This window comes from Halalkalibacter oceani, assembly GCF_040544555.1.
Lineage (GTDB): Bacteria > Bacillota > Bacilli > Bacillales > Bacillaceae_D > Halalkalibacter > Halalkalibacter oceani.
Map to the genome: position 1 here is coordinate 255,773 of NZ_JBEPKD010000002.1, position 22,871 is coordinate 278,643.

Annotated in this window: 24 protein-coding genes and 2 riboswitches; of the genes, 12 read left to right on the forward strand and 12 right to left on the reverse strand. The window is 46.6% G+C overall.

Annotated elements, in window-relative coordinates; translation table 11 throughout:
• Positions 1–248: 248 nt before the first annotated feature.
• Genes ABMB67_RS04765 through mnhG form a run of 7 tightly spaced genes read left to right on the forward strand, consistent with a single transcriptional unit; the run spans position 249 to position 6,012 of the window.
• Complete coding sequence (locus tag ABMB67_RS04765) at positions 249–2,651, forward strand: Na+/H+ antiporter subunit A (protein ID WP_251221626.1); 2,403 nt, start codon at positions 249–251, stop codon at positions 2,649–2,651.
• A complete protein-coding gene (locus ABMB67_RS04770; RefSeq protein ID WP_251221625.1) occupies positions 2,651–3,076 on the forward strand; it encodes a Na(+)/H(+) antiporter subunit B in 426 nt (141 codons plus the stop codon). Before ABMB67_RS04765 ends, ABMB67_RS04770 begins: the two co-directional genes overlap by 1 nt.
• Positions 3,076–3,417, forward strand: a complete 342-nt coding sequence (locus ABMB67_RS04775; RefSeq protein WP_251221624.1) for a Na(+)/H(+) antiporter subunit C — start codon at positions 3,076–3,078, stop codon at positions 3,415–3,417. The genes ABMB67_RS04770 and ABMB67_RS04775 overlap by 1 nt, the downstream gene beginning before the upstream one ends.
• Entirely contained in the window at positions 3,410–4,891 is a 1,482-nt protein-coding gene (locus tag ABMB67_RS04780; RefSeq protein WP_251221623.1) for a Na+/H+ antiporter subunit D, read from the forward strand. Before ABMB67_RS04775 ends, ABMB67_RS04780 begins: the two co-directional genes overlap by 8 nt.
• Before the next feature lie 6 nt (positions 4,892–4,897).
• Positions 4,898–5,374, forward strand: a complete 477-nt coding sequence (locus ABMB67_RS04785) for a Na+/H+ antiporter subunit E (protein ID WP_354571266.1) — start codon at positions 4,898–4,900, stop codon at positions 5,372–5,374.
• A gap of 1 nt (position 5,375) precedes the next feature.
• Positions 5,376–5,660, forward strand: a complete 285-nt coding sequence (locus ABMB67_RS04790) for a Na(+)/H(+) antiporter subunit F1 (RefSeq protein WP_251221621.1) — start codon at positions 5,376–5,378, stop codon at positions 5,658–5,660.
• Entirely contained in the window at positions 5,638–6,012 is a 375-nt protein-coding gene (gene mnhG, locus ABMB67_RS04795) for a monovalent cation/H(+) antiporter subunit G (protein ID WP_251221620.1), read from the forward strand. Before ABMB67_RS04790 ends, mnhG begins: the two co-directional genes overlap by 23 nt.
• Before the next feature lie 226 nt (positions 6,013–6,238).
• Here the strand turns inward: mnhG and ABMB67_RS04800 are convergent, their stop codons facing one another.
• The 4 genes from ABMB67_RS04800 to ABMB67_RS04815 all read right to left on the reverse strand — a co-directional run bounded on the left by ABMB67_RS04800 (position 6,239) and on the right by ABMB67_RS04815 (position 11,029).
• Complete coding sequence (locus ABMB67_RS04800) at positions 6,239–7,573, reverse strand: (Fe-S)-binding protein (RefSeq protein WP_354571267.1); 1,335 nt, start codon at positions 7,571–7,573, stop codon at positions 6,239–6,241.
• Positions 7,570–8,982 (reverse strand): glycolate oxidase subunit GlcD, encoded by a 1,413-nt coding sequence (gene glcD, locus ABMB67_RS04805; RefSeq protein WP_354571268.1) that lies wholly within the window; start codon positions 8,980–8,982, stop codon positions 7,570–7,572. The genes ABMB67_RS04800 and glcD overlap by 4 nt, the downstream gene beginning before the upstream one ends.
• A gap of 128 nt (positions 8,983–9,110) precedes the next feature.
• Positions 9,111–10,244: a CdaR family transcriptional regulator gene (locus ABMB67_RS04810; protein WP_354571269.1), complete on the reverse strand. Its 1,134-nt coding sequence runs from the start codon at positions 10,242–10,244 to the stop codon at positions 9,111–9,113.
• A complete protein-coding gene (locus tag ABMB67_RS04815; protein WP_354571270.1) occupies positions 10,241–11,029 on the reverse strand; it encodes a phosphatidylserine decarboxylase in 789 nt (262 codons plus the stop codon). Before ABMB67_RS04815 ends, ABMB67_RS04810 begins: the two co-directional genes overlap by 4 nt.
• 377 nt (positions 11,030–11,406) lie before the next feature.
• Here ABMB67_RS04815 and ABMB67_RS04820 point away from each other — a divergent pair, with 377 nt between their 5' ends.
• The 4 genes from ABMB67_RS04820 to ABMB67_RS04835 all read left to right on the forward strand — a co-directional run bounded on the left by ABMB67_RS04820 (position 11,407) and on the right by ABMB67_RS04835 (position 15,486).
• Positions 11,407–11,682, forward strand: coding sequence for an HU family DNA-binding protein (locus ABMB67_RS04820; protein ID WP_144450545.1), 276 nt, complete (start codon positions 11,407–11,409; stop codon positions 11,680–11,682).
• Positions 11,683–12,052: 370 nt separating this feature from the next.
• Entirely contained in the window at positions 12,053–13,489 is a 1,437-nt protein-coding gene (locus tag ABMB67_RS04825) for a carbon starvation CstA family protein (protein WP_354571271.1), read from the forward strand.
• Between the two features lie 361 nt (positions 13,490–13,850).
• Entirely contained in the window at positions 13,851–14,729 is an 879-nt protein-coding gene (locus tag ABMB67_RS04830; RefSeq protein ID WP_354571272.1) for an SDR family oxidoreductase, read from the forward strand.
• Between the two features lie 261 nt (positions 14,730–14,990).
• Positions 14,991–15,077, forward strand: a riboswitch (cyclic di-GMP riboswitch).
• Between the two features lie 73 nt (positions 15,078–15,150).
• The gene (locus tag ABMB67_RS04835) at positions 15,151–15,486 is read left to right on the forward strand and encodes a hypothetical protein (protein WP_354571273.1); all 336 of its coding nucleotides are present in this window, start codon (positions 15,151–15,153) and stop codon (positions 15,484–15,486) included.
• 106 nt (positions 15,487–15,592) lie between these two features.
• On the opposite strand, the gene ABMB67_RS04840 is transcribed toward ABMB67_RS04835, so the two are convergent.
• From ABMB67_RS04840 to ABMB67_RS04870, 7 genes are all read right to left on the reverse strand, one after another.
• Positions 15,593–16,153 (reverse strand): FAD-dependent oxidoreductase, encoded by a 561-nt coding sequence (locus tag ABMB67_RS04840; RefSeq protein WP_354571274.1) that lies wholly within the window; start codon positions 16,151–16,153, stop codon positions 15,593–15,595.
• A gap of 258 nt (positions 16,154–16,411) precedes the next feature.
• A complete protein-coding gene (locus tag ABMB67_RS04845) occupies positions 16,412–16,804 on the reverse strand; it encodes a YusW family protein (RefSeq protein ID WP_354571275.1) in 393 nt (130 codons plus the stop codon).
• 143 nt (positions 16,805–16,947) lie between these two features.
• Positions 16,948–17,907: a methyl-accepting chemotaxis protein gene (locus ABMB67_RS04850; protein WP_285890054.1), complete on the reverse strand. Its 960-nt coding sequence runs from the start codon at positions 17,905–17,907 to the stop codon at positions 16,948–16,950.
• A gap of 397 nt (positions 17,908–18,304) precedes the next feature.
• A complete protein-coding gene (locus ABMB67_RS04855; RefSeq protein WP_354571276.1) occupies positions 18,305–18,913 on the reverse strand; it encodes an FMN-binding negative transcriptional regulator in 609 nt (202 codons plus the stop codon).
• A gap of 98 nt (positions 18,914–19,011) precedes the next feature.
• Positions 19,012–19,200: a hypothetical protein gene (locus ABMB67_RS04860; RefSeq protein ID WP_251221609.1), complete on the reverse strand. Its 189-nt coding sequence runs from the start codon at positions 19,198–19,200 to the stop codon at positions 19,012–19,014.
• Between the two features lie 117 nt (positions 19,201–19,317).
• Positions 19,318–20,664, reverse strand: a complete 1,347-nt coding sequence (locus tag ABMB67_RS04865) for a TrkH family potassium uptake protein (protein ID WP_354571277.1) — start codon at positions 20,662–20,664, stop codon at positions 19,318–19,320.
• A complete protein-coding gene (locus ABMB67_RS04870; protein WP_251221608.1) occupies positions 20,664–21,320 on the reverse strand; it encodes a potassium channel family protein in 657 nt (218 codons plus the stop codon). The genes ABMB67_RS04865 and ABMB67_RS04870 overlap by 1 nt, the downstream gene beginning before the upstream one ends.
• A gap of 79 nt (positions 21,321–21,399) precedes the next feature.
• Positions 21,400–21,546: riboswitch (cyclic di-AMP (ydaO/yuaA leader) on the reverse strand.
• Positions 21,547–21,825: 279 nt separating this feature from the next.
• Between ABMB67_RS04870 and sda the strand changes: the two genes are divergently transcribed.
• On the forward strand, positions 21,826–21,990 hold the full coding sequence (gene sda / locus ABMB67_RS04875; RefSeq protein WP_251221607.1) for a sporulation histidine kinase inhibitor Sda: 165 nt from the start codon (positions 21,826–21,828) through the stop codon (positions 21,988–21,990).
• Positions 21,991–22,217: 227 nt separating this feature from the next.
• On the opposite strand, the gene modB is transcribed toward sda, so the two are convergent.
• Positions 22,218–22,871 carry a molybdate ABC transporter permease subunit gene (modB, locus tag ABMB67_RS04880; RefSeq protein ID WP_354571324.1) on the reverse strand — a complete coding sequence of 218 codons (654 nt, stop codon included), beginning with the start codon at positions 22,869–22,871 and terminating at the stop codon, positions 22,218–22,220.

Consider the following 22,871-nt stretch of genomic DNA (forward strand, 5'->3'; position numbering starts at 1 on the left):
GCTAAACTGTAAAAAATTCTTCACATTTTTTATTATCAGAAAAAAAATCTTGGATTTTTTCGTTCTTTTTCTACATATTTAACTGAACAAAAAAACAGCGAAAAGCAAATAGAGACGAAGGGTGCATGTCTATTGAATTTAGGTTATAATTTGTTTTAGTTCTCACGGTGGTTCTATCTAGTAGTCCGTCATGGAGAAAAGAGCCTTGCATTACATTCTATTTATCGACGTTGAAGGAGGTATGTCAGTTGACGGTTTTACATTGGGCTACAATCTCTCCATTTTTGTTAGCTATTTTGATTCCGTTTTTGTATAAGTACGCAAGATCGATACATACAGGGTGGTTTGTTTTAATCTTGCCACTTGTTTTGTTTGTTTATTTTATTCGCCAACTCCCGATCACTTCTAACGGGGGGACGGTCGAGCATACGGTTCCTTGGGTGCCTTCACTTGGCATTCATTTTAATGTTTATCTTGATGGGCTGAGCTTATTGTTTGCCTTGCTTATCACCGGGATAGGAACGCTCGTTGTTCTCTATTCCATTTATTACTTATCTAAAACGAAAGAAAAGTTGAATAACTTCTATGTGTATTTACTGATGTTCATGGGAGCGATGCTCGGCGTTGTCCTGTCGGATAACCTGATTGTCCTTTATGCCTTTTGGGAGCTTACAAGCCTGGCTTCTTCCTTATTAATCAGTTACTGGTATCACCGGAAAAAATCAACATATGGCGCGCAGAAGTCAATGCTGATTACAGTCTTTGGCGGATTTGCAATGCTCGCCGGGTTCGCGTTGCTCTACTTAATTACCGGAACATTCAGTATCCGTGAAATTATTGCCAGCGTTGATGTCGTGGCCGCCAGCAACCTGTTCCTGCCGGCAATGCTTCTGATTTTGCTTGGTGCTTTCACAAAATCGGCTCAGTTTCCGTTCCATATTTGGCTTCCTGACGCGATGGAAGCTCCGACTCCTGTCAGCGCCTATCTTCACTCTGCTACTATGGTAAAGGCCGGTATTTATTTAGTTGCCCGTTTGACGCCTGTATTTGGCGGGGCGGCTGAATGGTTTTGGCTGTTGTCCGGCTTCGGGATTATCACCTTATTCTGGGGCTCTCTCTCCGCGGTCAGACAGAAAGATCTGAAAGGGATTTTAGCCTTTTCCACGATTAGTCAGCTTGGCCTGATTATGTGCTTGCTCGGACTCGGTTCAGCTTCCTTATACTTTAGTGATGGGACGAATACGGAGATGTATACAATCGCCGTCCTGGCGGCCATCTTCCATTTAATTAATCACGCGACCTTTAAAGGAAGCCTGTTTATGACAGCCGGGATTATCGACCATGAAACCGGAACGCGCGATATCCGGAATCTCGGCGGCTTGATGACAATCATGCCGATCACCTTTACAATCTCTTTAATTGGTCTCGCTTCAATGGCCGGTTTACCGCCGTTCAATGGGTTTTTAAGTAAGGAGATGTTTTTTACAGGTGTTCTAAATGCGACGGAGCTGGGCATTTTCAACATGCCGACATGGGGTTTATTATTCCCGATCCTCGCCTGGGTTGCGAGTATTTTTACCTTTGCCTACTGTGCGATCCTCTTTTTCAAAACGTTCACAGGGCCGTTTAAGCCTGAGAAGTATGATGTGAAGGTGCATGAGGCGCCAATTGGCATGTTAATCAGTCCAATCGTGCTCGGCTCTCTTGTCGTGATCTTTGGTTTCTTCCCAAATCTACTCGCCTATACGCTCATTAATCCGGCGATGGAGGCCATTCTGCCGACATTGCTTGCGGAAGGCGAAGTGTTTAAAATTGATATTTACCATTGGCACGGTTTTAACCTTGAGCTGTTTATGACCATCGGTGTTATCATCTTAGGTTCATTGGTTTTCCTGACGATGAAGAAATGGGCACAGATGTCATTTTACTTAAGAGAGCGCGATCCAATTAACTATTTGTATGACGGAGCGCTTGCCGGTATTAGCACAGGAGGAAAACGACTGACTTCCACCTACATGACGGGAAGCATCAGACACTATTTAATTTACATCTATTCTTTCATGGTGCTGTTTATCGGTTATATGTTCTTTAAACTGGATGGATTTGCGTTTGGCGGTGAAGCCGCGCCAATCACCTTCTTTGAAACGTTAATCGGCGTCGTGATGGTAACGGCTGCCCTCGTAGTCATGTTCGCCAAGACACGTTTAACGGCAATTGTCGGGCTGGGAGCCGTCGGCTATTCACTGGCCACGTTCTTCGTCTTCTTCCGGGCACCGGATTTGGCTTTGACTCAAATGGTAATCGAAACCGTTTCGGCCGTTCTGTTTTTACTGTGCTTTTACCACTTACCTGTCTTTAAGCAAAAGTTTGAAAGTACTTCGTTTAAAGTCGGAAACTTTATCGTCAGCTTAGGAGTCGGCATACTAATAACATTGCTTGCGATCTCGTCTCATAACTCGAAGTTCTTTGAGTCGCTCAAGGATTACTTCGTCCAGGCAAGCTATGATGAGGCCGGTGGTAAAAACATGGTGAATGTCATCCTCGTCGATTTCCGTGGATTTGATACGCTGTTTGAAATTCTCGTATTGGGAATTGCCGCACTCGGCATTTATTCCATGATTAAATTAAGACTGGCAAAGGAGGATCACTAATGCGCACAAATGATGTCATTTTGAAGACAGCGACTCAGCTGATCATATTTATTATCATCATTTTCTCCATTTATGTTTTCCTTGCAGGTCACCATAATCCGGGCGGCGGATTCATCGGCGGGCTCATGACAGCTGCGGCCTTTGTTCTGCTCGGGTTGGCTTTTGATATTGATACCGTCAAAAAAACGATTCCGATTGATTTTAAAATGATTACGGCATTAGGACTGCTGATCGCGGTCCTGACGGGGGTAGGCGCTTTTGTGTTCGGGGCGAACTTTTTAACGCACACATTCGACTACTTTATGCTGCCTCTGCTCGGGGAAACGGAATTGGCTACTGCCCTGCTGTTTGATATTGGCGTCTATCTCGTCGTCATTGGCGTCACGCTAACGATTATATTTTCAATTGGGGAGGATCAAAAATAATGGAAATTGTTATCTCCATCGTTGTGGGTATCCTCTTTATGATAGGAACCTACCTTATCCTTTCAAAAAATGTCACGCGGATCATTATCGGGACTGGCATTCTGAGCCACGGCGTCCATCTGCTGTTATTAACGATGGGCGGCTTAAAGCAGGGGGCGGCTCCTCTACTCGGTCAAGAGGCAGCTGCCTATTCTGACCCTTTACCGCAAGCCCTTATCTTAACAGCGATCGTTATTAGCTTCGGGGTGACATCATTCTTCCTGGTCCTTGCTTACCGGGCTTATAACGTTCATGGGACAGATGATATGGAACAAATGAGAGGGTTGGAATCCGATGAATAATCTTATAATTGCACCATTACTCATACCATTGCTTACTGGGGTTATTTTACTCTTTTTGCGGAAGCATATCGTGGCACAAAAAGTGCTCAGTATGCTATCGGGATTGGCGATTATCGCGACGAGCGGCGTTCTGCTTGGCGACGTGCTAACGAACGGGGTCGGCTCTTATCAGCTTGGCGGCTGGCAGCCTCCTTTTGGCATCGTGCTCGTCGCTGATTCCCTGTCCGTATTGCTCGTATTATTTTCCAGTATCATATTAGTTGCGACGACTTTGTTTACATACAAGGGGCTTGATTTGGAACGCAAGAATTACTACTATTATCCCCTCGTCCAATTTTTACTGACTGGTATTATTGGCGCCTTTTTAACCGGGGACCTCTTCAATCTGTTCGTCTTTTTTGAGGTTCTGCTTATGTCCTCTTACGCCTTGATCGTCCTGGGAGGAACGAAGACACAGCTCGGGGAGTCCATCAAGTATGTGCTTGTCAACGTGATTTCCTCCGCTTTGTTTGTCACAGCCGTCGCCTTTTTGTATTCAATGACAGGCACGCTGAATATGGCCGACCTTTCCCAGCGGATTGCCGAAATCGGTCAACCGGGACTCGTTACCGTCGTGGCCTTGCTCTTTTTAATCGTCTTTGGGATGAAGGCCGCAATTTTCCCGCTGTACTTCTGGTTACCGGGCTCGTATTCTGCACCGCCTCCGGTTATTTCGGCGATATTCGCCGGGCTGTTGACAAAAGTCGGGATTTACGCGATTTACCGGGTGTTTACGATCATCTTTTATCATCACCCTGAAATTACTCATCAAATCATCGGGATACTCGCAACGATTACAATGATCGTCGGGGTAATCGGTGCTGTCGCGTACAATGATCTCCATAAGATTCTCGTCTACAACGTTGTAGCTGGAGTCGGCTTCATTTTACTAGGGCTGTCTTCTTTCAATGAAGATGGATTATTCGGCGGCATTTTCTATTTGCTCCATGATATGATGATTAAAGCAGCGCTCTTCCTGCTGGTTGGAGCCATTATCGCCATTACGCAGACAACGAAAATGAATCAGGCAAGCGGGATTATAAAGCATTATCCGCTGCTCGGCTGGTCGTTTTTAGTCGCAGCCTTGTCGCTTGCGGGGGTACCTCCATTGAGCGGGTTCTTTGGAAAGCTCGCCTTGATCCAGGGAGGCTTTCTCGCCGAGCAATACGTCTTTGTCGGTGTCCTTCTCTTGTCCAGCTTGCTCGTCCTGTATTCAGTGATGAGAATCTTCTTTCTCGTCATTTTGGGAGAGGATCGCCTGCCTGAAACTCATAATAGCGGACAAATTAAAGGGCTGGTTTATCCGAGCGTCTTCCTGCTCGTCTTATCCTTCTTGATGGGAATGGGAGCAGAGTTTGTTTATCCATATGTCGCCGATGCTACCTTCACCCTGCTTAACCCTGAAATTTACATTGAAGCTGTACTAAAGGAGTAGGTCATTATGGCTTTTCAACTTTTACTGAATCTCATACTCACGTTTGTCTGGATGTTTCTTTATAGCTCGTGGGACTTGCCGACATTTATTATCGGTTTCCTCGTCGGGATGCTCATTCTCATCATTGTGAGACGTTTTTTCCCAGGTCCGCTCTATGTTCAGAAGCTTTATGCTGTGCTGAAGTTAATGTTTATCTTTTTAAAGGAGCTTGTGATGTCCAATATGACGGTCATCAAACAAGTGCTTCAGCCAAAGCTGTCGATTAAACCGGGAATTTTCGCTTTGCAAACAGAACTGAAGGCAGATTGGGAAATCACGCTTCTGTCATCGCTGATCACCCTTACTCCTGGAACTCTTGTCGTGGATGTATCCGACGATCAGCGCACGCTTTACATTCACGCGATGAATATTGATGATATTGACGAAGCGATTTCGTCCATTAAAAACAGCTTTGAAAAAGCGATTATGGAGGTGAGCAGCTAACGTGTTTACTACAATACTGGTTGTCGCCTTATCCCTTCTTTCCCTTTCATTATTGGGCAGTATTTACCGCGTTATTAAAGGTCCTTCGCCGGCAGACCGGGTCATCGCTCTTGATACGGTCGGGATCACGATGATCGCAATGGTAGGGGTTCTCTCCATGCTGCTTCGGACATCGGCATTTTTTGAAGTCATTCTGCTCGTCGGTGTTCTTGCTTTTATCGGAACAGTCGCCTTTGCCAAATTTATTGAGAGGGGTGTTGTTCTTGAACGAAAACGAGATCATTAATACGATCGTGGCGATTCTCGTGCTCAGCGGAACTTTCCTAAGCTTAGTCACAACGATCGGCTTATTCCGGCTTCCCGATATTTATTCCCGCGCTCACGCCGCTTCAAAGAGTGCAACACTCGGGGTAATGCTCATTTTACTGGGAGCTTTAGTTTATTTTTATCAGGATCACGGCTTAGATGCCCGTCTTATCCTCGGTATTCTTTTTGTCTTTATTACATCTCCGGTGGCAGGGCATCTGATTTCAAGATCGGCTTACTACTCCGGTGTCCAGCTTTGGGAACATAGCGTTCAGGACGAGCTGAAGCCCGTTGTCGAAAAGAAAAAGAAAGCAGCCGCTGAGGCTGAATAAAGAAGAGAATGCTTTGACATCGTCGGCATTAGCGTTGCGCGCCGTGCTTCGAGATACCCGCTCGTAGCTAGGCTCTTTCAAAATCGGGCAACGGCTATGCTCATTACTAAAAAGCCCACTGAAAATCGTCCTTTTTCAGTGGGCTTTAAGCATTCGTTATGGCTGAGAAAATGATGAAAAAACAACCTTTTTCCCAGCCATAATATTAGTATGTTTCTTTTCCTCTCTACACAGGCTCTGCTTCCTTTTCCGCCTCTCGGACCGCTGCAGCGAGCAAATCCACAATATGAACCGCTTTGACGCTGTCTGACAGCCCTTCACGCTCAATTCCGACCTTCATTTGCAGCAGACACCCTGGATTGGCCGTGACGATTGTCGTCGCTTCTGTCGCCTTGGCATGGACCATTTTATGGTCGATGATTTGCATCGACATCTCCGGCTGGACGATGTTGTAGATCCCTGCTGAGCCGCAGCAGCGGTCGGCTTCCTTCATTTCCCGGAAGGTGACGCCTTCAATTTGCTTTAACAGCGTCCGCGGGGAAGCCGCTCCTCCCATCACATTGCGCAAATGACAGGAATCCTGGTAGGTGACGACCTGCTCTGGCAGCTTCATCGCCGGCAGCCCCAGCTCCAGTAACACCGTCGAAATATCTTTCACCTTTCCAGCAAAATGCTGCGCTCTTTCCTTCCACTCCGGATCATCGCCAAGAAGATGATCATATTCCACTAACAGCGCGCCACAGCCGCCCGCATTGGAAATAATATAATCGACCTGCTCTTCTTCAAATGCGCGAATATTCTTTTTGGCCAGCTCCTTCGCCGTTTCCTTTTCACCGGAATGAGCGTGCAGCGCCCCGCAGCAATTTTGCGACTGCGGGATCACAACCTCACACCCCGCTTTCTCCAGCAAATATAACGTCGAATCATTTGTTTTCATAAACATCGTATCCATCAGACAGCCGGAAAAGAATGCGACTTTCTTTTTCACCGTTCCGGCCGGTTTCACATGTCGCGGACGATTTTTCAGCTCCTTTGGTGAAGCGATCTCCGGCAGCACCCTTTCCATTGTCGCCATTTCTCCAGGCATGATGTTCAACAGCTTCGTTCCTCTGACCACCTTTTGCAGACCGCTTTTTTGATAGAGCCAGAGCATATTGTTGACCGAGCGCATCCGGCTTTGATGAGGAAACAGACCGTCAAACACCGTTTTACGCAGCATCCTGGCGGGCAGGCTGTGCTTTTTATGCTCATTTAAAATATCGCGCGCCTCTTCGAGCAGATGGCCGTATTTCACGCCTGACGGGCACGCAGGCTCACAGGCGCGGCATCCGAGACATAGATTAAGCTGACGCTCAAAATCCTCGTCAGGGGCCTTCTTGCCGTCGACAACAGCCTTCATCAAGGCAATTCTGCCGCGCGGGGAAGCCGCTTCATTTTGATCGGTTTCTCCATACGTTGGGCACGCTGGCAAACAAAAGCCGCATCTCATACAATTCATCAGTTCATCGTAGTCCATCCGTTCCTGAAATGCTTTTACCGTTTCTTCCTGCTTCGTCGTCATCGTTGCACCACCACCCGTTTCTTTGTCTCCTTGGCGAACATTTTTCCAGGATTCATAATATTATTCGGATCAAAAGCGAGCTTCAGCGTCTTCATCGCCTCCACGCCTTCCTCCCCGAGCTTCCAGGCCAAATACGGAGATTTCATCACGCCGACTCCGTGTTCACCCGTAATCGTCCCGCCAAGCTCAATCGCCTTGGAAAAAATTTCCGCAAACGCTTCTTCGACACGATGGATCTCCTCTTCATTGCGGGCATCGGTCATACAGGTTGGATGGAGGTTGCCGTCGCCCGCATGTCCGAACGTACAAATTTCCACCTCATATTTCTCAGCGATCTCATTAATCGCCCTGACCATCTCCGCCACCTTCGAGCGCGGCACAGTCGCATCCTCAAGAATGGTCGTCGGCTTCTTGCGGGCAAGAGCGGATAGCGCGGAACGCCGCGCTGTCGTGAGGGCCAGCCCTTCCTCCGGTGTTTGCGCGACCTGCACGGAAAGCGCATGAGACTGCTCACAAATCGCGACAATTCGTTCTATATCGCGCTCGACGACCTCCAGCGGCCCGTCCTGCTCAATTAACAGCACCGCCCCTACATTGGTCGGCAGGCCGATCTTGGCGAACTCCTCGACGACTTCCAGCGTCCCCTGATCGAGAAACTCAAGCGTTGCCGGAATGATCTTATTGGAAATAATCGCCGAAACCGCTTCCCCGGCTCCCTCCAGGCTGTCAAACTGAGCGAGCATCGTCTTCTTCGTCTCTGGAATCGGGATCAGCTTCAACGTCGCTTCTGTGATGATTCCCAAAGTGCCTTCAGCGCCGACCATCAGACGGGTAAAGTCATAGCCAGCGACATCCTTTGCCAGCTTCCCTCCTGTCCGGATCAGCTCGCCATTTGGCAGGACAAACTCCAAGCCCATCACATAATCACGTGTCACGCCATATTTCAGTCCTCGCAGTCCGCCTGAGTTTTCGTTAATGTTGCCCCCAATCGTCGAGATTTTCATTGAGCTGGGATCCGGCGGGTAAAAAAGCCCCTTCTCCTCCACCGCCTCAATTAAATTGAGCGTAATTACACCCGGTTGAACCGTGACCGTCAAATTATCCTCGTCAATTTCCAAAATATTGTTCATGTAAGTGAATAGCAGAACAATTCCGCCTTCAAGCGGACAGGTTCCGGCGCAAAGATTCGTACCCGATCCGCGCGGTACGATCGGCACTTTATATTCGTTGCATACTTTCACAATCTTCTGAATTTCATATTTATCTCTCGGTTTCACGACCGCATCCGGCATCGCCTGAAAATTCGGCGTCGCATCATAGGAATAAACGACAAGATCCTCTTCTGAATCGAGCACATTCGTTTCTCCGACAATGTCGATCAGCTTCTGTTTCACTTCTTCCTGCAGCATTTCTTCACTCTCCCTTGATCAAGCAAAGCAGCTTGAATGGTTATACCTGTATTATAAAGAAAAAGAACCGCCTCTTCTATGTTCAAAGACACAAAAATAAAGCGGTTACTAAACATTTGATTGTATTATTATCTAATTGATTGCTCTTTATAGTACCATAATGCGATAAAAAGCGCGACGAGATCCTTCGTTTCTTTTAACTGACAGCCAGACAGCTCTTGAATTCGTTTCAGTCTGTAATGAAGAGTATTAATATGAATATGCAAGGCAGTTGCCGTTTCCTTGATGGAGAGCTGATGGGCGAAGTAAGCCTGTAACGTCTCAATTAATTCTGTTTCCTCCTGAAGCTGTCCAAGAGCTTTGTCGATGATATGCTGCCTCGTTTCCGGCTTCGCTTCCGCGAGCACGACCTCAAGAATAAACGTATCGTAGAAAATAATCGGCTCTTCCGCCTTTTTGACCGCCAGCGCCTGCTGGGCTTCACGGTAGGCGAGGTTCATCTGCAGCGGGTCAGGCTGCTGGCGGCTGATCCCGGCCCGTAAGCCGAGATAGTATTTTTCCTTTATTTTGCGTGCTAAGGTTACCAGCTCCTGCGCAAGGCCGTGACGACTATGCTGCTTGGCGGAAGCAAGCAGGGCAAACCGCCCTCTCCCCCAGCGGACGAGAACATCCTTTTGTTCATTCGGAAAAACAGAGCGGATCGTTTCCAGCACATCAATTTCAACACCCGGCTCCAATGCTTCCTCCTGCTGCTGCCAGAGCTGCAACAGTACACAGTAGCGCGCTTCGCTCATTTCAATACCGAGAATATAGCCGCGATCCTGCAGCTCGGCTGTCACCGTCTCTGTATGCAGCCATTCATAGACAAATGTTTCTAGTCCGCGCAGCTCAGAGTCAAGCTTCTCCGCTGCGTAGGCCTCTTCAATGATTAATTCCGTCAGCCGCTGGATCAGCTCCCCGTGCAAAGCCGCGCCCGATTTCGAGCCGGTAATGCCAACAGCGCCGATCACCTTTTGCTGGAAGCGGATCGGCAAATTAAGACCAACCTTCACGCCTTGTAAGCGCTCGGTTTCTTTTTCGGTGATAAGCAGCTTCTGTTCTGTCATGATCACTTCTTTTCCACCCTGATGAAAGGAGCCGATCCGACTCCGGTCACTTGCGGCGATGATCGTCCCTTCCCGATTCATCACAATCACTTCTTCGGAGAGGACTTGGTTGACTTCATTGACGATTCGTTGAGCGACATGGGTTAGCAATCTCATCGGTCGCTTTCCTCCTTCATCGCCAGCCTTGCTCCCATTTGAATGCTGCCGGCGTCAGCCACGCTGTCCGGATCGAGCAATCCCTTTTCAGCCAGCAGAACGACCGTCGAGCCGAAAGAAAAATAAGCGATCTCGTCCCCCTTCTTAATCTCAGTTGACCGATGGGTCCATTCAATCGTATTAATGTTCATCGCCCCGACCTTGACGATGGCCAGATGCTTGTCTGCGACCTGCAGCTCTGTGATCATACGATAATTCCTTGAGAGCGGCCTCCTGCCATAACGCAAACCTGCTTCATTAACAGGATAGGACCGGCCGCCCAACGACCATTGCTTCCTCACCAGCCCATCGACAGGACTGTGAATGCGATGATAATCCTTCGGGCTTAAATATAAGATGATGTAAAGCCCGTCGCGATACCGGGCCGCCTCCTCCTGGCCGCCAAGCATTTCGGCAACCGTATACATTTGTCCTTTCACAGAAAAGCTTGTGTTCTCCTCCAGCTGACCAGCCTGGGCAATCGCTCCGTCGACAGGACTGATCACGCTTTTAGGGTCAGGATCAACCGGCCGCGCCCCTGGCTTTAACGTCCGAATGAACAGATCATGGAGATGGGTGTATTCAGAAACCGGCCGTCCCATTTCCTTCTCGTTCAGCTGATACGTTTTAATAAACGACGGGATCAGACGACGACTTATTTTAGAACGCGAAAATGCACGTAGAATCCTTGATAATAAACGATGATTCGTCAGTTCGATACATGCTTGATAAAACAGTTTCTTCACATTGTCCTCCACTTTCTATGACGGGGTTAGGTAATCATACTAAAATGTATCACAAACAACTAGATTCTTTCTAGCGATCAGGTCAGATCGTTATTTAGCGGTCTATTAATTTGAAATATATGGAACCTTTTTTCGGTTTGCTACCTTTAATAATCGCAAAAAACCCCCTCAAATGTCAAAAAGCGTGAAAATTATGGGTTAAAATGCTTTAATTTCTATTCAAAGGCTTGACACTACAAGGCTTTCATGAGTAAATTTAGTTGCGGCGCTTTATAGTTTATCTACATAAGAGTAAGCTATAAAAAAACGAAGAATAAATACTTCTTCAAATTATAAGGAGTATTTTTCAAAACAAGGTATGAAAGGGAGTTTTTTTCGTGAACAAAACAGATCTAATTAATGCAGTTTCTGAGCAGGCAGACCTTTCTAAAAAGGATGCGTCAAAAGCAGTAGACGCAGTATTCGACAGCATCACAAACGCACTTGTTGAAGGTGGCAAAGTGCAGCTTGTTGGCTTCGGTAGCTTTGAAGTACGTGAGCGTTCTGCTCGTAAAGGTCGCAACCCGCAAACTGGGCAGGAAATTGAAATCCCTGCTACAAAGAACCCGGCATTCAAGCCTGGTAAGCAATTAAAAGACGCAGTAAACGAATAAGGCTTACACCGGATGAGATGTGGTAAGGCTCTTTCCTTGAACACATCCTGAAGCAGCGAGTAACACCTGTACATAGCTGGCGAACAGGGAGCAAGTCGTCCCCTGTCCGCTGTGTTGTGCAGGATGGAACCGCTGCTTTTTATTTGGCTTAACACTTATGAACACTCCGCCTAAAAAACTGCAGAGCTTCAAAACAGGCATTTTTTGCTTTATTTATATAATATTAGTTTCGTGAAAACGCTTCTATTTGTTTGTAAGCGTTTTTATTTTTGTTCCTCTTTCTTTTTTCTGAAATAGCATTGCACTGTTTGTCAGATATCGTTACAATACTATTACTGTTCATTTTTCAGAAAAATTGGAGGATTCTATTATGGTCACGTTTCTCGCTTCTATTATTCTATTAGTGGTAGGGTATCTCGTGTACTCTAAAGTCGTTGAGCGTGTGTTTGGCATCAATGACGAGACCCCTACCCCTGCTTATACAAATCAAGATCCTATCGACTATGCTCCGATGAGCTGGTGGAAAGGAAACCTGATTCAACTGTTAAATATCGCTGGTCTGGGCCCGATTTTCGGCGCTGTCTCCGGCGCTTTATACGGCCCTGTCGCTTTTATTTGGATTGTCATCGGCTGCCTGTTCGCCGGCGCCGTGCATGATTACTTCTCAGGGATGCTTTCCCTTCGGCACAATGGCGCTCAATTCCCTTCGCTTGTTGGCCGTTATTTAGGTGACGGGATGCGCCGTATCATTAATATTGTCTCGATTGTGCTGATGATCCTCGTCGCAGCTGCCTTTACAGCGGGACCCGCCCAACTGATCGCACAGATTACGCCACTGTCATTTTCTGTCGCATTAGCTGTTATTTTTTTATATTTTATCGCTGCGGCTGTTTTGCCAATCAATCGAATCATTGGCAGAATTTATCCGTTTCTTGGCGCGATTTTGCTGTTCATGGCGGCGGCAATCGGCGTTGCATTATTGTTTTCTGATCATTCGATCCCGAATCTGACGCTGCAAAATCTTCATCCCGAAGAGCTGCCGATCTGGCCTCTGCTCATGGTGACGATTTCCTGTGGCGCCATTTCCGGCTTTCACAGTACACAGAGCCCGATTATCGCTCGGACCTTAAAGCGTGAATCAGACGGGCGGAAAGTCTTTTATGGCGCGATGGTGCTCGAAGGGGTGATTGCCTTAATTTGGGCGGCTGCCGGAATGACGTTCTTCGGCAACACCGGCGGTTTGCAGGAAGCGCTGGCTGCCGGTGGACCAAGCGGGGTTGTCAATGAAATTTCAACGAGCCTTCTTGGTACATTAGGCGGAATCCTGGCCATTCTCGGGGTTATTATTCTGCCAATTACAACTGGAGACACCGCCTTGCGTTCGTCCCGAATGATGCTCGCTGAACTGCTCGGCAAATTGATGAAGGGGACCGGCAGAAAAGGGATCCTGCTCGCTTTAATTCCTGTGGCGATCCCAACGGTCTACCTGGCGACAATTGACTACTCCTTCCTCTGGCGCTATGTCGGAGCGACGAACCAGCTTGTCGCAACGGTCATGCTTTGGACGGGAGCGATGTATTTGCTTCGGGAGGGAAAATGGCATTGGCTCTGTGGCGTGCCGGCTCTCTTTATGACCTGCGTCGTTTCCACATACGTCTTCTATGCCCCAGAAGGCTTTGCCTTGCCTTATCAGCTTTCCTTGCTCATCGGCGGCGCGATTACGCTTCTAACAGCCTGCTGGTATGCCCGGAAAATCCTTTTGGCGCACCGCCATTCGGCTAACAACTCCAGCCAAACAGCAGCGTAACAGCCGCTCAAAAAAGGGAAGTTCGCCCTTTTAACCCGCTCTGCTCGTTGCTCGGTCAGGTCGAGAAACCCACTCGGCCTGACCTTTAAAACCCGGCAACGGCTTGACGGGGCTTTTGGAGGTTGATCACAAGACCAGCTTCGACCTATTGGCAATGGCTGCACTCGCCACAAGTCCGTGGTGAGAAACCCACTCACCCCGGACTTTAAAAGATCGTGGCGGCTCCGCTCATTGCGTAAGGACTGGAACAAAAGATAAAAAACAATCTTTTGTTCCAGTCCTACGTTTATCTCTTTTATTTTCGGTTATTTATCCTCTTATAAGACATTCTAAGGGTAATGATGAAGAGGAGTGATGAACAATGGACTATCGTAAGGTTCACAGTTTGCAGAAGGAGGGGCAGCCAGCTCAGGAGCAGGAGCGGCAGCCAGGATTCGAGCATGAGATGACACCTGCTCCTGTTTATGACGACCGAAACTATAAAGGCAGCGGCAAGCTGCTGAATAAAGTTATTCTCCTGACTGGCGGAGACAGCGGAATCGGTCGGGCCGCGGCGATTGCCTGTGCGAAAGAAGGTGCCGATCTGGCGATTGTTTATCTTGACGAGCATGAGGATGCAAATCAAACAAAGGCCGCCGTCGAGGGCTATGGCCGCTCCTGCCTGCTCATTGCCGGAGATGTCGGCGATGAACAATTTTGCCAACAGGCTGTCACCCAAACAATCGAGCAATACGGCAAGCTTGACTGCCTGATTAACAACGCGGCAGAGCAGCACTTCCAGGAAAAAATCGAAGACATTACCACCGCGCAAATGGAGCGTACGTTTAAGACTAATATTTTCTCGATTTTTCATTTCATTAAAGCAGCCATGCCTCACTTAAAAGAAGGCAGCACAATCATCAATACCGCTTCCATTACCGCCTACCGCGGCATGCCGGTACTGATGGATTATGCCGCAACAAAAGGAGCGATCGTCGCCCTGACCCGCTCTCTCTCCGAAAACCTCGTCTCTAAAGGAATCCGCGTTAATGCGGTCGCTCCCGGGCCGATTTGGACGCCGCTGATCCCGGCCTCTTTTCCAGCAAAGCAGGTGACAACATTCGGGACAGACAGCCCGATGGGACGCCCCGGACAACCGGCGGAGCTTGCTCCGAGCTATGTCTACTTAGCATCCGATGATTCCTCCTATGTCTCCGGACAAGTGCTCCATGTCAACGGCGGGGAAATTATAAACGGATAATCGTTACGATCTATCGGGGAGATCTCGAAAGCACCAGCTGAGGTCTCCTTTTTCTTTCCAAATGCCCTCTTCATCCGTTTTTTCCTGTCGACTCGATTAAAAAAGGTCATTTAGACTCACTTTTGTGCCAAATACTATCAATATATACAATCAATAGTTCATATTCGATAGAAGGGATTGTTTTTTTTTGTCGAAACTATAGATTTTTTCGAAAATAAATTCTATTATTATATCAAAAGAACTACTAGACTTTTCCTTTTCATAAGATAATGGCAAACTTACTGAAAAGTAAGGACGCAAAGCTAAAGGGACTAATGGAGTAAAATCCGATGTCAGCCAGCTGCCTTAATCAATAACTCCTTTTTTCTTTTTCGCAACCAGGATTTTTTGAGGCAGCATTAAGATGTAAGGAGCTATTGGAATGATGAAGCATAATGAATCGGAACTCAGCGCATTGCTGAAATATTTTGACAAGCTCTTACAAGAATATCCGGATGAAGCAAATTCGTTTTTTGCTTATAAAAATTTTCTGAAAATTCTAGTAGATCATCCGGACTATAGCCGGCTCTGGCCTGCCGCTGAAGTTGTAACAGTCATAGCCCATAAAAAACCCCATCTTTTTAATTTGTTGAAAAAACAGTCATCTGACAGAACGTATTTTTACTTTCTGCAAGCAAAGGACTGCGATTACGACCAGGCAGAAAAGCGCTTATCCCATTTTAAAGCGCTTCAAAAAGACAAGAACCCGATTTGCTAAGTCCTTGTCTTCTATTTCCCTGAGACAAAATTAGCTTTAAAGGCTGGGAAAAAGGTAAACAAAAACCACCTTTGGCCCAGCCTCTACTAATGGCAGTATACTTTTCTTATTTAAGCAGGTCGTGATCCACATAGCGCTCGCCATTTAGTTCACTGATGACGTTAATCGCGGTTTTGGCTCCATCACCGGCAGTAATAATCGTATGTACGCTCACCCCGGCGCACGTCCCGGCTGCCCAAATTCCATCTACATTGGTTTTCCCGTCCGGCCCTGCCTTGATAATTTTCTTGATCCGCGGTTCTGTTCCTTCTGTCGTTTCGACTCCGATCTTTTCGGCGAGATCGACTAAGGCCCCCGTTGCGAAAATGACCTGGTTGCTTTCATAGCTGCCGCTGTCCGTTTTGATCAGAAAGCCCTCTTCCTGCTTCTCAATCGCTTCGACAGTACCCGTGACCAGCTCCGCACCGAACTTGTCAGCCTGTTTTTTCCCGACAGCAAGCAGATCAGGACCCGTCGTCTCCATGACTCCGTAATGATTTTCCACCCATGCCCGCTTCGTCATGCTTTTATCACTATCTGCTAATAAAGTCTTCTTTCCCGCCTTTGCCGCAAAAATAGCAGCGCTTGCTCCGGCAGGTCCTGCTCCAATAATAGCAATATCAAACATTGCACAGTCCTCCTTCTTTTGGATTCGCTTTCATTATAACAGAATGTTGGAAATAGTATAAATAATATCCTCTGCGGCGCCACCGTTTCCTCAGCCGGCAGCCTGTTTATTCGACCATGAAAATCACCTTCCTCTCTTTCCATCTCCCCCACGCAAGAACGTACGTTTGTTATTCGATCTTTAAAAAAGCCTCTATAGAATAAATCCGTTCCATAGAAGCCTTTGCTCTCTTATTGTCGAAGGCACACTGCGAGGAAATCAGCCTTTAACCTCAATGTCGAGTTTCTTTCCATCAGCAAACTCAACGTCAATATCCAGCTCGGCCACATCGGCTTGATTGACGTTCAACTGCGAAAGCACCTGATCGATCACCTGCTGCTCAGTGATGTCAGGCGTTAAAGCGAGCGCATCGATAAATGCTTTTGCTTTCGGCGCCGCCTCCTCGCCGGTAAGGACAGCTTCCCCCGGTGCTTGGTATTTCGCTTCGATCCGGCCTGCTTTGCTCTCATACTCAATATCATATTTAGCGTTGCTTTTTAGTTCCAGCTCCAGTTCAAAATCGGCAACCTCCGTTGCGGCCAGTCCTCCTGTTGCAAAAGCAGTCAAACAAAGCAGCAACACAAAAGCCATTGTGACCCATCTCAATTTCATGCTTATCATCCCTTCCTAATTAGTAATTCATCGATACTATTTCCCCCTTTGTGAAAACTATGCAAAAAAACTGACTTGTAAGGGGCTGGACAAAAGGTAAAAAGCAACCTTTTGTCCAGCCCCCGGCTTTCATTCATATCTAGTTATGCTTCTTCAATTTCGCGGAACTGTTCAATGCCTTTTTCTAATTTCTCGTCTACCCGTTTCGCGTCATCAATATGCTGAACAATTAACTCGTTGGCATCCTCAAATAAACGGGCCGTCCCTGTAATTTCTTCCATAACCTCCCCGGTATATTCTTTTTGTCCGGAGATCGTTTCCAACACTTCGTGAACCTCGGCTTGGACGGCTTTAATATGAGAGAGGACCGCATCGATTTTTTCGGTCGTTTTCGTGCTCATACCGATCCCTTCATGCACCAGTTCCGTGCTTTCCGTGATGGAGTGGAGCGAGTCTTTAATTTCGTGCTGAATCGTCTTCGTCAGGGAATTAATCGTATCCGTGCTCTTCCCCGTATTTTCTGCCAGCTTTCTTACTTCCTCCGCTACAATCGCGAAGCCCTTTCCGTGCTCTCCTGCTCTTGCCGCTTCAATCGAAGCATTCAACGCCAGCAAATTTGTCTGATCGGCAATTTCTTTAATGATTTGCACGATGTTTTCAATTTCCTGAGATTGCAAGCTTAATTGATTCATCTGTGAAGATGTCGCTGCGAGCTGCTCACTCAACGTTTGGACAACTTTCTCCACTTCGCTCACGCGTTTCTTTCCCTCTGTCGCTTCGGCTACCACTTCATTCGTCGAAGTAATCAAAATACCGCCTTTTTCATGAAGTGAGAGCGAGTTTGAATTCGTTTGTTCACTTAGCTCATTCACGCGTTCGAATTTTCTTTTGATCTCTTCCACCAAATTGCCTAATACATCGTGCTGACCGTTAACGAGTTCATGCTGTTCAATAATATGTAAAAGGTTGTCGTGCAGTTCTTTCGCCGATTGATGAAAATGCTCTTCTTTTTCCTTGTTGATTCTTTCTGCTTCCGCAAGCTGCTTTTTCAGCTGCTCGACTTCATTTCTTAATGCCTTTGCTTCCCTTGCGCCTTTAAACATCGTTTTTCCTCCTAAAAAATATGATTCTCCTAAATAGATTCTATCATACACTCGTTTGGGTTCACGACTTTGTATTCAAAATTATATCATATTTTTACAAAATAACAGAAAATACGCAGATTTTCTCCCGAATTTTTTGTAGAAAAACGAGCATAAATTGCGAAAATCGTTTCATACTAGGCATAACAAAATGACTATAAAGGATGATACTGATGCTGACTTCTCCACCGTATGTACTCCTCATTCTCACCGTCGGGGTTCTCGTGTTTATTTGCATTGCCCTGATCATTTGGGGCCGCAAACAATACAAATCAAAGTAAAAAGAGGCTGCTGAAAAAGGGATCGTTTCACTTTTTCAGCAGCCTGTCTACATCGGTTTCCAAGCAAAATGGAAGCATCAGGGCAAATTTTTTTGCATGAGCAAGGCGATGCGCTGCTCATCTTCCCGTGAACTTTTTTTCAATTCGGTTATGACTCGTTTTTGCCGGTCAATCGGATGGTTTTGACTTAGCTTCGCCTTCCCTTCCAGCTTGTTTATTTTTATGGTAAATCCTTGAACGCCTTTGTTCATATTCGCGAGAAACGAGGGATCGACATCCTGTAAGCGATAAGAACTGTCAGGAGCTTCAAATGTCGAAACCATTCTTTGTAATGAATCAGCCAGCTCGTCTTCCTCTTCAACAAGCTCTACTTCTCCATACACATGAACGGTGACATAATTCCATGTCGGAACAGCTTTATTCGTTTCATACCAGGAGGGGGAAATATAGCAATGAGGTCCATGAAAAACCGCCAGAACCGTCTGTCCTTCAATATCTCTCCATTGGGGATTCGGGCGGGCGAAATGCCCATATAAACGGCTGTTCTCTTGATTGAGAAGCAGGGGCAAATGAGTGGCAAACGGCATTCCGTTATGCTGGGAAAAAAGCGTCGCAAAACTATGCTCTCTTATCATTTTTACGATCACCGCTTCATCGGAAATCGTAAAGTGCGAAGGAATATACATCAAGGAGCAGCTCCTCTCTATCTGTTTCTTCTTACCTATTCGATTTAAGGGCAGCCGCTCCCTGCCTGCAAATAAAAAAGCCCCCGAGAAGGGCTTTTTTAATGGACGAGACGCCTGTTTTGCAGCCGCCTTTTCACTTCATATCCGGCAATTCCCGCTGCTACATCTTCATTTAGACATTTTTTTTCAAACACTTTTTCCGCAACTCCATTTACTTCTCTAATCACTTCGGCATACCAGCCATCAGGGCGCTTTGAACGCTTCGCGACATACTTGACATCATTCATCAGCATCACTCCCTTACCTTACCCATTCGACATGAAGTGGAAGCTCCCTGCAAGAACCTGCCCCTGCTCCGACAATTAGTGCAAAAGCATCAGCGGGGAGCTTGAGCGATACATCGATTATCCTGTCATCACTTCATCTCCCGGATAGCGAATGGTGGAACTCTTTGGTTTAGCTAAGGTGAACGCTAACGTCAGCGGACCGATGCGTCCGATAAACATCAGGACGATCATTACCTCCTTGCCCACTGCTGATAAATTCTCTGTCAATCCAATCGAAAGACCTACCGTCCCAAAGGCAGACATCACCTCGAATAAAATCGTCAAAAACGGAGCCTGCTCAGTCACTGTCAGGATAAATAACGTCAGAAAAATAAACAGCAGACTGATGACAATAATCGCCAATGCCCGTAAAATGGTATGCGCCGGAATCGTCCGTTCAAACACGACCGTTTCTGCCTGACCCTTCAAAAACGACGCTGTCGCCAGCAACATCACGAGAAAGGTCGTCACTTTGATCCCGCTGGCCGTGGACGCACTGCCTCCGCCAATAAACATTAAAACTATCGTAAAGAAAAGTGACGCTTGATTCATCTCACCAATTGCAAGCGAATTAAATCCCGCCGTTCTTGGTGCAACCGCCTGAAAGTACGCTCCCCATATTTTTTCACTCAGCGGCAGACCGCCAAGCGTAGCAGGATTGCCATATTCGAGCAAAAAGATGACAAAAAAAGCAATCACATTTAGAAGGAGAGTTCCAACAAGCATCAGCTTTGAGTGAAGCGACAAGCGTTTGAAGCTTCGTTTGTACCAAATATCAGCCAGGACAGTAAAGCCGATTCCACCCGTAATGAATAGCCCCGTGATGACACTGTTGACGAGAGGGTCGCCTACATACGCTGATAAACTGTCTGACCATAAGGAAAAGCCGGCATTGTTAAAAGCAGAGATCGTATGAAAAACACTTTGATAAAGTCCCGTGCCCCAGCCGAATTCCGGCACCCAGCGGATAGCAAGCAGGATCACACCAGCCAGCTCCAAAACAATGGAAAACAGAAACAAGATTTTTACTAATCGAATCAAGCCGCCTAAAGAGGTCTGGTTCATCGCTTCCTGGATTAAGATACGCTGCTGCAGCCCTATTTTCTTACCAAGCATCATCACAATTAAAATCGCAAAAGTCATCAAACCGAGGCCGCCAAGCTGAATCAGACACATCAGCACCACCTGACCGAATACAGTAAACGCCGTACCTGTATCAACGACAACCAATCCTGTTACCGTCATCGCCGACGTTGCCGTAAAAAGCGCATCCAGCCAGGAGATCGGCTTTGTCGTGGCGATGGGCAGCTTCAATAAAATAGTACCGATCCCAATAAAAATAACGAAGCTGAACGCTAACGTTTGCGGCGGACTAAAACGAATAACTTTTCTGCGATAAGGGAATGCCGCCAAAGCCCCCGCCATTACAATCCCTCATCTTCAAACCGCTTCAAATCATTTTTATGGCCAATCACGATCAGGACATCGTCTTTTTCCACCTGATCTGTCGGTACAGGCGCAATATTAATCTCTTCCCCGCGCTTGATTCCGAGGATCGTGCAACCGTATAACGCCCGGACATTCAACTCAACCAATGACTTCCCGGCCACTTTCTCCGTTGCCAGCAATTCGACAATGCTGTAATCAGCGGACAGCTCGATGTAGTCGATGATTTTTTCTGACGTAATGTGCTGCGCAAGGCGAATCCCCATATCCTGCTCAGGATGAACAATCCGATCCGCGCCAATTTTCTCCAGCACCCGCTGATGATAATAATTTTGTGCTTTTACCCACACCTTTTTCACCCCGAGCTCCTTTAACAGCAAGGTCGTGAGAATACTTGATTGAATATCGTCGCCAATCGCGACAATAACATAATCAAAATTCCGTATTCCCAATGACTGCAAGGCCTTTTCATCGGTTCCATTGGCAATGACACTGTGCGTCGAATATGGGGTGATATCATTCACCTTTTCTTCCTGATGATCAATCGCCAGCACTTCATGACCTAATTTGTATAATTCCTTGCATACGCTCGTTCCGAATCGTCCTAGTCCAATTACAGCAAATTGTTTTTTCATTCTTGTTGTTCCTTTCCTCTACCAGACACCAAAAAAAGACCATCACGAACAGAATGGTCCCAGCGAAAACCTGGACCTTTCTCCCGGTTACATAACGCTTACGAGGTTAGCTGTCGGATTAGGGATTGAGAGTATCCCTTCTTATATCAATAAGATTCACCCCATGATAGAAAACTATTCCATCGAATTTGGTTCCCCCGCTCTCTAGATTCAGCGACTAAAAAGGTGTTCAGGTTATTTAGTTTTTTTACGTTCTTAAATGTACTCCTCTCACTCTTAATTGTCAATTGCCAATAGATAAAATAAGAAAGGACGCGAAAAACACCGCTTGGCTATGTACAGTAAAAACAGGAGCAGCTTTTGGCGGGGATCCACACGTTATAACATCATATATTACATTTCTATTACATACAGATAGAGTTCTAGTAAATTTCAAATAAATACTATAAAATTTACAATTGTGTGGTGATAAAAAAGTTGACATAAAATGTGAGGTGAAAGAGCTATGCTGAGACATTTAGATAATGAAACAATAATAGAAGCTTATTTTCGGGCGATTGAATTAAATGTCAATGAAGACTTTCTCTTATTACTAAAAAAAGAACTGATCAGAAGAGATCTATTTAACACGTCTTTTTCAGCCCTTTCTTCATCTCGCCCTCGCGTTTAGATATCCATTCAATCAGTTTCATTTCGTCAATCGTCAAATTTCTTTCCAGTTTCATAGAAAAAAATCCCTTGAGCACGTTACTATTCAATGATTACCATCCCCTAACCAAGGTCTATACTATCTATTTTACTTACATTCTGCAAAATTGCAAGCGCTCTCATTTTTTGGGCATGGCGATAAAGCGCCACAACAGTCGCGTCATGGCACTTTTAGCATTCGCTCTCTCCCTACTTAAGTCGCTGAACACATAGTAGCAAGAAGAAGGAAAAGACCATAATCGATCCTACCCAATAATAAGCAAGCATCATGTGACCGGACTCAACGGCCACGAATATAGCCGTTGACATCGTTTGCGTGCGTCCAGGAATATTACCAGCAAACATTAATGTCGCTCCGAATTCTCCCAACCCGCGGGCAAAACCGAGCATAAATCCGGTTACGACCGCGCGCCATGCCAACGGTAATGTCACATACCAGAACAGCTGATATTCCTTCGCCCCCATTTGTCGCGCAGCCTGTTCTAATTCACGGTCGACCCCTTCAAAACCATTTTGCAGCATTTGATAGACAAGCGGAAAGGCTACCACAACCGCGGCAGTGACGGCAGCCCAATAAGAGAAGACAAGTGGTTGAGAAAATAGCCATTCAAATGCGCGGCCGATCCAGCTTTGCCGTCCGAGTAAAACGAGAAGGCCAAAGCCAATCACCGTAGGAGGCAGAACGAGCGGCAGCATCAAAATCGTTTCAACAACCACTTTTCCTTTAAACGATTTTCTCGTCATAAACCAGGAAGCCAACATGGCGAGAAGAAAGGCAATGACGCTCGCCACACTGACGACCTGCAAGGAAACAATAACCGGAGACCAAAAGCCAGCTCCCAT